The following is a 10,268-nucleotide window of genomic DNA, read 5'->3' as shown; positions in this document are numbered from 1 at the left end:
ACCAGGAATACGAAGCCGACAAGAAGAAGCGCCTGGGTGAAGAGGGCGCAAAACCCAAGCGGATGCGTTTCAAGGCGCTCAAATAAGGCGTCAGGTCAAGTAGCATTGCAGCTGGAATTTTTTTCCTTCCCATCCCACCATGTCTCAGACAGCGTCCAGTCCGAAAGCCGTTTTCCGCGCCTGTGTTGTCAACGCTGTGCGTGGCGGCGAGGCGTTGATGGGGCAGCTGGTCAAGGTCACGCAAGGGGCTCTGACCGAGGAGGAGTCCAGCAATCGCAATATTCAGCAACGCAACCTTATCAGCGACAGCTTGCGTTTTCTGAATCAGCATGAGGCCGCTCTGGTCAAGGGCTACCCCATGGCGCTGCTGGAGATATTTGCTGAAGGGCCCGCTACCGCCAAGGGGCGGACGACTGCTGATGACACCGGGATGGACTTTGGCGAGCTTTCTCTCATGGACGAGAGCGAGATGCAGGCCCAGGTGGAGCTATCCAAGGCCCAGCAGTCGGCGTTGCACGCCACCGACGCGGTGCTGGCCGAACTCAACACACTGGTGAGTGCTGCGCAGGGCCTGCGCAGCGTGCAGCCCGAGCGCAACCCGCTGCGCCCGGAAAGCTATATCCGTGCGCTGCAGCAAGTGGTGGGCGAAACGGGCGTTTCGCCCGAAGTGCGCCAGACCTGGATGCAGCACATGCGCGATCTGCTGGGCAAGCTGCTGGTAGAAGAATATAAAAAAACTGCTGCAAGCCTGCGCGAACATGGTGTGCAGCCTGTGGGTTACGCGGTGCTCGGTACGCCGTCCGGGGCCAGCGGTGGCGGACGCTGTGGTCCCGGCACTGGTTACGGTGGCGCAGGTGGTACTGGGTATGGCGGGGGGTATGGTGGCCCCGGCGGCCCGGGGACTGGCTATGGGGGCGGATATTCAGGGTACGGCCCCTCCATGAACGCACCCATGGGCGACTACGGTAATACCGGTTACGGGCGCAGCGCAATGGGCTCCGGTCCGGGTACGGGCTGGAACGGAGACTCCCAACAAGGCGTCATGGCTCCAGCGGCGGAAGAAGCGTTGTTGACCGTGGGAATACTGCGCCAGATGTTGGCAGGCGGCGATCCGTTCGACCCGCGTGCCTATGGCGCCATGCCCGCCCATGGCATGCCCGTGCAGCAGGTGCCCATGCACCCCGGGGCGGGGCAACTTGGTTGGGTGGACCCTCGGGTCGGCGCTGCCAGCGTCCAGCCAGGGCTGGGCGGCGGCTATTTTCCCGGCGGCGCCGCGGCAGAGGCCATTGAAGACATGGCGCAGCTCGAACGGCTGGTAGGGCGGCTTGCCAGCGGCGGCACCGCCAGCCAACCCGGTTCATTGCCAGTGCCACTGTCGGGCTGGCGCGGCCCTGGTGTTGCCCCGGTGGTGTATGCCACCATGCCCATGGAGGCTGCCACCCAATCCACCGCCATGGCGATGGAAGTGGTGGGCCGCATGATGTTCAACATTGCCCAGGACGGCCGCTTGCTGCCGCCTGTGCAGAAAGCGGTGCAGAGCCTGGAGCCTGCGCTTAAAAAGCTGGTCCAGCATGATGGCCGCTTCTTCACCGATGGTGCGCACCCTGCTCGGCGACTGCTCGACGAACTGACCCAGCGCAGTCTGGCTTTCACCGCAGAGACTGCGCCGGGTTTCAGCAGTTTCATGCGCCTCGTCACCGGTGCGGTGGAGCATCTGGCAGCCAACGAGATCAAAGACGCAGGACCTTTTGACACGGTGCTCAAGGCCCTTCAGTCGGCCTGGGACACGCAGGAACAAAAGATCAAGGCCCACCAGGAGGTACAGCAAAAAGCGCTGTTGCAGGCGGAGCAGCGCGAAATGCTGGCTGAAAAAGTTGCCGCCGACATTCGCAAGCTGCCCGATGTGGGCAAGGTCCCTGCCGATATCCTCGATTTTGCGGCCGGGCCGTGGGCGGACGTGGTGGCACTGGCCCAGGTGATGAAAGCGCCTGAGTCGAAAGACGATGACCCTGGCGGCTTTCTGGCACTCGTGCCCGTGTTGCTGTGGAGTTCGCAACCGGACCTGACGAGGCTGGAGCCGGACCGTCTCAATGACTCCATCCCCAGCCTGCTGGCCAAGTTGCGCAAGGGTCTAAAAACCATTAATCACCCACCTGCGCAGACCAGCGCGCTGCTGCAGCGGCTGGTGGGCCTGCACCAGGCCGCCTTTGAAAAACCGGCCCAGGCTCCCGCACCCACCGCCAGTGCGCGCGCTGAACCGGAGGCGGTGGCAGAAGCCCCTCCACAGCCAGCGGCCGTCGATGCGAGCGAGCAAGCCGAGGTCGCTGTGGTGTCCCAAGACAGTGTGCCGGCACCTGCGCAGGCGCCACCAGACCCCTACGCCGACTTTGTGATTGGCGCCTGGGTTGAACTGGTTACCAATGGCCGCGTGGTGCGCACCCAGCTGACGTGGGCCAGCCCGCATGGCACGTTGTTCTTGTTCACTGCGCCAGACGCCAGCACCCAGTCCATGACGCGGCGCATGCGTGACAAACTTGCGTCGGAAGGCGCGTTGCGGGTCGTTCCTGCTGCCAAGCCTGTCGTTGCCCGCGCTGTAGATGCCGTCACAACGGGCCCGGACGGCCGCAAGGCGCCAGATTCCAGATCTTCGGGCTCCAAGCCATCCAGCTCCCAGATGGCGCCCCTGTCTCGCGCGGCACCGCTGTCCAGGTCGGCGCCCCTTGTTCCGTCTTCCGGTTCCAAGACCTCCAAGAACCGCTGACCCGGATCGAGCCCTTGTGTCTTGCCCGGCGCAGGTCATCCTGGCATCGCAAGCCCTCGGCCCTCAAGCGGTACTGGAATCCCCAGACCTGACAACGTCTTTTGGGTCGGCCCAATTCTTACGCTTACGCCCGCAGCAGCTTCTTGCGCACCAGGTGGATGTGGTTGCGCAGGGCGTACAACTCGTCCGCATAAGACAAAGGCACGCTGACTTTCTCTGCCTGTGCTTCCAGTGCGTCCAGAGCCTTCAGAAGGTTGGCCGTTTCGGCTTTGCCTGACTCCATGTCGTTTTCAATCTCACGCAACCGGCCATACCAACGGAACACTCGGGAGCGCACACGAAACTGGTACAGAGGCGGCACGATGCGCGACAGCGGCAGCATGATGGCCAGCAGGATCCCCAGCACCAGCCACATGCGCTCGATCAGATTGGCTATCCAGAAAGGCAGGTAGCGCTGCATCAGGGGCACGGTTTCATTGATGGCGCGTTCGCCTTCTTTGGCAATGGGCAGTTCGCTATGGCGGGTGCTGGGGAACTCCCTGGCCCGGTTGAACCAGCCTGCGCCGTTGTGCAGCTTCTGTGCGTTTTGTGCAAACAAGGTCAGCAGGGCAGGGTGTGTGCCCTCCCGCGCCAACAGCGAGGTGGTGGATGCCACCAGCCGCACGTCCTGCTTGGGAACGTTGGCAGCCAGATCCACCACCCCGCGTGTCAGGGTGACGGGCGTCAAGAACGGAAATCGGCGCGCATAGGCTTCGTGCTGGGCAAAGTCCATCAGCTGGACCCCCGGTGTTTGCAGCAGCATCTGCACCATCAGCGATTCGGGTGCCGAGGCAAAGACCAGTGCATCCAGTTTGCCCGCCAGAAAATTTACCGTTGCAGGTGTCTGCTCCAGGCGCGACAGAGTGACATCGCCTGACTCGATGCGGTTGGCCTCCAGCAACCGGTCCATCAACGTGGGGACGCCACTGCCAGCCGTTCCCACGTTGGCGCGCAGGCCCTTGAGCTGGGGCAGTCCATCGAGCTGGCCTTTTTGTTCATTGGAGGCGCGCTTTTTAATCGCGTCGGACCGGTAAAAAAGCCATACCGGTTCAACGAACAGGCTGCCCAGAGACACCAGCTCATCGGCATCGTCGGGCCGCAGCTCGGACGTGCCACCCTGCACAAACGCCACATCGGCCTTGCCTTCGCGCAGCAGTTGAAGGTTGTGGGACGAGCCCTCGCTGGGCAGCAGCACCACGTCTATGCCATCAACCGCCAGCGCCTTCTGGTAGCGCTTGCCAAACTCTTCATACGCGCTTTGCGCAGGCCCTGTGGCCAGCGTGACTGATTTCGGCGGGTTGGGGTTGAGCCACCAGTACGCCAGCACCAGCAGGCCCACCCCCAAAAAAGCGAGTGGACCGGCGGACACGATCAGATCGCGCAGTGACAGCAAGGTATTGCGAAAAGCCTGGGGCATGGGCGGGTGTCAGAAGAGGAAGAGGGTCACACACGCGACCCTGGACAAAGGTGCCGGGGTGGGCGTGTGCATAGGACATATGACGCTGTGCCAGAGCGACTGTGGCCGCCGCCCGGCACGCAAAACAAGATCAAGAAGCCCGAATGGCTTGAAGCTGCGGAGGGCTACGGCTTTGTGCTGCGCTGCTGCCGCTCGTAGGCTACACATTCCTGTATGGACAACTGGTCGTTCTGGTCGGCATCCGCTGCATCGAAATAGGCCATGCGGGTCTCCACTACTTCCTTTAACGACAGCTTTCCATCGCCGTCCTTGTCAATGGCGGCAAGCCGGCTCATTCGACCTTTGCCCATGCGGGGCACCTGGGCCAGATCTGCCAACTGCACGTATCCGGTCGCGTCGGGCGAAAGGCTGTGCCAGCTTTGCACGATGTCCTGGTGAAACTCATCCAGCGACACGTTGCCGTCGTGGTTCAGATCGGCAGACGAGCAGATGGCCTGAAGCCGTTCGGCCAGCGGTTTGCGGGTGGGCTCTGGTGCGTTGGTTTTTGCGGCGCCAGGGGTTGATGTGGGCGAGGTGGGCGAAGACAGCGGGGCATTTGCCCCCTGGGCCGCCACGGGGAGCGACAAGGTCAAGGCGCCTGCAACCGCAGCGCTGCAAAACAGGCGCGCGGCGCACAGGGCGTGTGAAGTTGCGATCTTGTTCATCATGGGACTCCTTACCACCACCAGCGCTGGCTGGGGCTGCGGTTGCATGACCACACCATGGTGGGCGCCCCTTGGCGGACGCGGCCGTCCTCCACATCCAGGCATTTGCCGTTCAGCTGGCTCACGATCTGCCCGCCGCGCGTAGTCCAGCTCTGGCTGCGTGACCCGGAGCAAGACCACAGCACCACCCTTGCGCCATCGCGCGGGTCGCCCCGGTCCACGTCCATACACAGGTCGCGCACGCGGATCTCGCCGCCACGGCCCACGCTGAAACGCTGGGATGCGGTGCCATTGCAGTCATACACCTGCAAAGCGGTTCCGGGCCGAATATTGCCTTTGGTCACGTCTAGGCACAGGCGGCCATCCACCCGGATCTCTCCACCCCGACCACCGCCGTCGTTGGGATAGTCCGGGTACTCAGGGCGCCGGTCGTTGTCATGCCGGTTGTGATTGGCCAGCAGCGCGATGCCCGCGATGGCAGCCACCGCCGCTACCGCTGCTCCTGCATTGGAGCCGCTGCTGCTGTTGCCTGATGTGTAGCTGCGGGTGATCTTGAAACGGCCGCCACACCCCCCGTTGGTCCATAGCTCCCGGTTTGTCAGGTCGTAGCCCCAGGTGCGGTTGAAGCGGCAAGCGCCTTGGGTCTGTGCGCTCAAGTCCACCTGGGTGGTGTCGTCCGGCAGGCGGTAAGACGTGTAGCCACCAGTGGACTGCAGATCCACAAACTGGTCCTGGGCTTGCACTGTCTGGACGCTCATGAGCAGGGGCAGGCACAGCAGCCATGCATGGTTCCGATGGACCGGTTCTCTCATGGATTCTCCTTTTGATACCAAGGTAGTCGGGCGCCGCTGCGATGCAGATGTGCCGTGGATGGGCTGTGCATGGCGCCGTGCGGCACAGGAGATTGTGCCGCCCCCAGACCGTTCCAGGTGCTCGTGCCGTGGTCTGGTTGCAATCTGGTACCTGTTTGTGGTGTTTTGGTACTGAGAATTATTATCAATTACAATGTGTGCTCTTTTTCCATCCTCTGCATGACCGCCGCTGACGCCAGCCACGTTCACGACCCGCACACGCTCTATAGCCACCACCACGGTTGGCTGCGCGCGTGGCTCCACCGGCGGCTGGGGTGTCGGGATGAGGCGGCAGACCTGGCACAGGACACCTTTTTGCGTGTGCTGCTGCGACCGCAGGCGCTGCAGGGGCTGCGCGAGCCGCGCGCCTACCTCACCACCATCGCCAAGGGGCTGGTGGCCGACCTGTGGCGCCGCCGGGCGCTGGAGCAGGCGTATCTTGATGCGCTGGCCCTGATGCCAGAGCCCCTGGCGCCGTCACCCGAAGAGCGCGCGCTGGTGCTGCAGGCCCTGCACGAGATAGATGCACTGCTCGACGGTTTGGCTCCGAAGGCGCGCCACGCTTTCCTGCTTTCGCAGCTGGAAGGCCTCGCCTATGCCGACATCGCCCGGGAGCTGGGGGTGAGCGAGCGCACCGTCAAGCGCTACATGGCACAGGGTTTCGAATGCTGCCTGGTGGCCATGGCATGAGCCGCGCGGCGCGTGTCCCCGCGGCGGCAGATGCTCCCGGCCGCGCCGTGCTGCGCGAGGCCGCGCAATGGCTGGTGCGCCTGAACTCCGGCCATGCAGGTCCGCAGGACTGGCAGGCCCTGGCCCGCTGGCGCGCGCAGGATGCCGCGCACGAACAGGCCTGGCAGCGCGCCGAGCGGCTGTCCCAAACCTTTGGCGCCGTGCCCGCAGGCCTGGGCCTGCCCGTGCTCAACCGGGCCCACCGCGGCGCCAACCGCCGTGCCGCGTTGCAGGTGCTGGCCTGTGTGGGCGTGGTGCCTGGCGCCGCCTACCTGGGATGGCGCCATCTGCCATGGCAGCCCTGGGTGGCCGAGCACCGCACTGCTACCGGCGAACAGCGCAGCGTGCAACTGGCAGACGGCTCAGAGGTGCTGCTCAACACTGCGACCGCCGTTGATGTAACCCTGAACGCAGAGCAGGGGATGGTGCGCCTGCGCGCGGGCGAGATCTGGGTCACCACCGCCGCTGATGCACCGGCTCGCGGCCATCGCGGCGCCCCCAGCTTGCTGGTGGAGACTCCCCAGGGATTGCTGCGTGCGCTGGGCACCCGCTTTGCCGTGCGCCTGGCCGATGGCGGCGAAACCCGCGTGGCTGTGGCCGAAGGGGCGGTGGAGATTGCCCCGCGCCAGGGGCCGGCGCGCGTGCTGCAGGCGGGCACCCAATGTCATTTCACGGCCAACGCCCTATCGGCCCCGGCGCCGTTGGGAGAGTTGGCCCTGGCCTGGGTGCACGGGGTGCTGTATGCCGACAACTTGCGCCTGGATGCCTTCACAGCCGAGCTGTCGCGCTACCGCCCCGGCATCGTGCGCTGCGATCCCGCCGTGGCGGGGCTGCGCATCTCGGGCGCCTTTCAGTTGCGCGACACCGACCATGTGCTGGCCATGCTGGCTGGCACCCTGCCGGTGCAGGTGGTGTCCCGCACGCGCTACTGGGTCACGCTGGTACCGGCCTGAGAGGCTGAGAGTCACGCGGGTAGAGAGTTTTGGGTGTTTTTGGCATCTAGCGCTTATCCAGTAAGCGCTAGAAGCTATTGATTTAGGAGTGTTTCGATCAGATGCGGAAGAGGGCTTTTCCGCCTCTTGGGTGCGCGTGGGCTCGTACCCATCCCATTCATGGGATGCCTGGTGCGGGTTGTGTCCCCTTTTGCGAACCTGTGCGGCAAGGGTAGGAACGCATTGTTTTCTGCCTTTTTCTTTGACCGACCCGCACCCGAGGAGATCGCGCATGGCGCACCTTTCGCACCGCAAGCTGCTTCAGCCTGACCAGGCCCAGACACCAGTTCTGTTCACTCACCCGCTGGCCCGCGCCACCCAGGCGCTGTGTGTCGCGCTGGCCGTGGCCGCCGCTGCGCCCCAGGCCCTCGCCCAGGGCGGCACAGCCACGCCTGCTGCTGCAACAGCAGCATCGGCAGCGCGTGCCTACGATATTCCTGCCGGTCCGCTGGGCCCCGTGCTCTCGCGTTTTGCGGGCGCGGCGGGGGTCACGCTGTCGTTTGACCCCGCGCTCACCGAAGGCCTGCACAGCAGCAGCGGCCTGAAGGGCCACATGCCGGTAGAAGAGGGCTTTGCCCGCCTGCTGCAAGGCACCGGCCTGGAGGCTGTTCCACGCAGTGGCGGCGGCTATACGCTGCGCCGCACAGCCACGGTAACACCCGCCGCCGGCGCTGCAGGGCGCGCCGCTGCGGCGTCTGATGGGCAGCTGCCCGCCGTGCGCGTGACCGCCGAACGCGAGGCCGCCGCCGGCCCCGTGGCAGGCTACCGCGCCACCCGCAGCGCCAGCGCCACCAAGATGGATGTGCCGGTGCTCGAAACCCCGCAGCAGGTCTCCACCATCGGCGCGGAGCAGATCCGCGACCAGGCCATTTCCAGCGTGGCCGAGGCCGTGCGCTACAGCGCGGGCGTGCGCCCGGCGGACTACGGCATCACCGACGACGACGTGTCGGTGCGTGGCTTCTACCTCACCGGCACGGGGCTGTACCGCGACGGCATGCGCCTCATCCACAACGGTTTCATGACCAACCTGGAGCCCTACGGTCTGGAGCGGTTGGAGGTGGTGCACGGCCCCGCGTCGGTGCTGTACGGCCAGTCGGCGCCGGGCGGCCTCATCAACGCGGTGACCAAACGCCCGCGCGCCGACATGCAGCGCGAAGTGGGGCTGGAGCTGGGCAGCCACACCCGCCGCCAGATGACGGCCGACATTGGCGGAGCGCTCAACGAGCAAGGCACCTTGCTGGGCCGCCTCACCGTGCTCAAGCGAGAGGCTGGCACGCAGTGGGACGACCTGCGCGCCGACCGCACCTATGTGGCCCCCGCACTCACGCTGCTGGGCGACCGCACCAGCCTTACGCTGCTGGCGCACTACCAAGACGACGACACCGGCTACATCATTCCGTACTACCGCGACACGCCTGCGGGCCCTGCCAACGAGCGCATCAACGTGAACGGCCCCGGGTCGGGCCACCACAAACGCGCCTACTCGTTGGGCTACCTGCTGGAACACAGCTTCAGCGACACCCTCACGCTGCGCCACAACCTGCGCTATCTGGACGGCAGCAACCACCGCCTGGAGATGCGCAACCGGGGGCTGCTGGCCGACCAGCGCAGCATGGCCCGCCTGGCCATGGTGCGGCCCGACGCTGAGAAGACCCTGGTGGTGGATACGCACCTGGAGGCGCGCTTGAAGAGCGGCAATGTGTCGCATCAGCTGCTGGCGGGGCTTGACTACTATCACTCCAAGCTCGACTGGCGCATCCATTCGCTGAACGGCGCTGTCGCCCCCATCGACCTGGTGAACCCCGTGTATGTGCAGCCAGACTGGGGCAACAACTTTTTGAGCGACCGTGCCCTGGCCCGCAACACGCAGGTGGGCCTGTACCTGCAGGACCAGATCAAGCTGGGCGAGCGCTGGGTGTTCAGCCTGGGGGGGCGCTACGACACGGCCCACATCGACACGGCCTATGACGCGCGGCTGACGGACAGCAGCGCCTTCACCACCACCCTCGTGGACCGGCGCGACAACGCCTTCACCGGCCGCGCCGGGGCCGTCTACCTGGCGCCCAACGGACTGGCGCCGTACGTGAGCTTCAACACCGCGTTTCAGCCGCCGCTCACCACAGTGACGGCGGTGGACGCCAACGGCACGCCTTACGAACCCGAAACCGCCAAGCAGGCCGAGTTGGGCGTGCGTTATGCACCGCCCAACGCGGGCTACACGCTGAGCGCTGCCGTGTTCGACCTGCGCAAGCGCAACGTTCGCACGCCGTCCACCATCAACCCGCGCTTTGACGTGCAGACCGGTGAAGTGCGCAGCCGCGGGCTGGAGCTGCAGGGCTCGGGCGATGTGGCCGGGGGCTTCTCGGTGATCGGTGCGTACACGTACCTGAACGCCAAGGTCACGCGCAGCAACAACCCGCTCGAAGTGGGCGAGCGCCCTGGCGCCACGCCCGAGCACGTGGCGTCGCTGTGGGGCAAGTACCAGCGCGGCCCGCTGGAGCTGGCTCTGGGAGCGCGCCACATCAGTGCCACGCCGGGCGAGCTGCGCGTGGCCACTGGTCCGCTGCCCATGAACGACAGCTACACCCTGTTCGATGCCATGGCCGCCTACGACGTGGGCGCCTGGCGCCTGTCGCTCAACGTGACCAACCTGGCAGACAAGCGCTACAAGACCCAGTGCAACACCTTCCGGGGTGGGGCGCAGTTCTGCGCCCTGGGCTTTGGCCGCGAAGTGCGCGTGGCGGCTGCGTACCGGTTCTGATCCTTGGTGGGAAG

7 protein-coding genes are annotated in these 10,268 nt (G+C 65.4%); 4 read left to right on the top strand and 3 right to left on the bottom strand.

Translation table 11 applies throughout. From position 1 onward, the window contains the following. Positions 1-139 precede the first annotated feature (139 nt). The gene (locus tag ACK4OE_RS05255) at positions 140-2,761 is read left to right on the top strand and encodes a DUF1631 family protein (protein ID WP_409883516.1); all 2,622 of its coding nucleotides are present in this window, start codon (positions 140-142) and stop codon (positions 2,759-2,761) included. A gap of 124 nt (positions 2,762-2,885) precedes the next feature. Here the strand turns inward: ACK4OE_RS05255 and ACK4OE_RS05250 are convergent, their stop codons facing one another. From ACK4OE_RS05250 to ACK4OE_RS05240, 3 genes are all read right to left on the bottom strand, one after another. Continuing rightward, positions 2,886-4,217: a TAXI family TRAP transporter solute-binding subunit gene (locus ACK4OE_RS05250; RefSeq protein WP_409883515.1), complete on the bottom strand. Its 1,332-nt coding sequence runs from the start codon at positions 4,215-4,217 to the stop codon at positions 2,886-2,888. Positions 4,218-4,381: 164 nt separating this feature from the next. Continuing rightward, positions 4,382-4,921 carry an EF-hand domain-containing protein gene (locus ACK4OE_RS05245; protein ID WP_409883514.1) on the bottom strand — a complete coding sequence of 180 codons (540 nt, stop codon included), beginning with the start codon at positions 4,919-4,921 and terminating at the stop codon, positions 4,382-4,384. Positions 4,922-4,932: 11 nt separating this feature from the next. After that, positions 4,933-5,733 (bottom strand): lectin, encoded by an 801-nt coding sequence (locus tag ACK4OE_RS05240; protein ID WP_409883513.1) that lies wholly within the window; start codon positions 5,731-5,733, stop codon positions 4,933-4,935. Between the two features lie 219 nt (positions 5,734-5,952). Between ACK4OE_RS05240 and ACK4OE_RS05235 the strand changes: the two genes are divergently transcribed. The 3 genes from ACK4OE_RS05235 (at position 5,953) to ACK4OE_RS05225 (ending at position 10,254) form a co-directional block, all read left to right on the top strand. After that, positions 5,953-6,462 carry a sigma-70 family RNA polymerase sigma factor gene (locus ACK4OE_RS05235; protein WP_409883512.1) on the top strand — a complete coding sequence of 170 codons (510 nt, stop codon included), beginning with the start codon at positions 5,953-5,955 and terminating at the stop codon, positions 6,460-6,462. After that, a complete protein-coding gene (locus ACK4OE_RS05230; RefSeq protein WP_409883510.1) occupies positions 6,459-7,454 on the top strand; it encodes a FecR domain-containing protein in 996 nt (331 codons plus the stop codon). Before ACK4OE_RS05235 ends, ACK4OE_RS05230 begins: the two co-directional genes overlap by 4 nt. Positions 7,455-7,725: 271 nt before the next feature. Next, the gene (locus ACK4OE_RS05225) at positions 7,726-10,254 is read left to right on the top strand and encodes a TonB-dependent siderophore receptor (RefSeq protein ID WP_409883509.1); all 2,529 of its coding nucleotides are present in this window, start codon (positions 7,726-7,728) and stop codon (positions 10,252-10,254) included. Positions 10,255-10,268: the final 14 nt, after the last annotated feature.

Origin of the sequence: Acidovorax sp. (genome assembly GCF_046314175.1) — a bacterium.
Classification (GTDB): Bacteria; Pseudomonadota; Gammaproteobacteria; order Burkholderiales; family Burkholderiaceae_C; genus Acidovorax.
Note: the sequence above shows the minus strand (reverse complement) of the source record. Positions and strands in the feature narration are given on the sequence as shown.

Bases quoted from the DNA above. Each gene is read 5' to 3' on its own strand.
- ACK4OE_RS05255 (WP_409883516.1), top strand. From the start codon at position 140: ATGTCTCAGACAGCGTCCAGTCCGAAAGCCGTTTTCCGCGCCTGTGTT.
- ACK4OE_RS05250 (WP_409883515.1), bottom strand. From the start codon at position 4,217: ATGCCCCAGGCTTTTCGCAATACCTTGCTGTCACTGCGCGATCTGATC.
- ACK4OE_RS05245 (WP_409883514.1), bottom strand. From the start codon at position 4,921: ATGAACAAGATCGCAACTTCACACGCCCTGTGCGCCGCGCGCCTGTTT.
- ACK4OE_RS05240 (WP_409883513.1), bottom strand. From the start codon at position 5,733: ATGAGAGAACCGGTCCATCGGAACCATGCATGGCTGCTGTGCCTGCCC.
- ACK4OE_RS05235 (WP_409883512.1), top strand. From the start codon at position 5,953: ATGACCGCCGCTGACGCCAGCCACGTTCACGACCCGCACACGCTCTAT.
- ACK4OE_RS05230 (WP_409883510.1), top strand. From the start codon at position 6,459: ATGAGCCGCGCGGCGCGTGTCCCCGCGGCGGCAGATGCTCCCGGCCGC.
- ACK4OE_RS05225 (WP_409883509.1), top strand. From the start codon at position 7,726: ATGGCGCACCTTTCGCACCGCAAGCTGCTTCAGCCTGACCAGGCCCAG.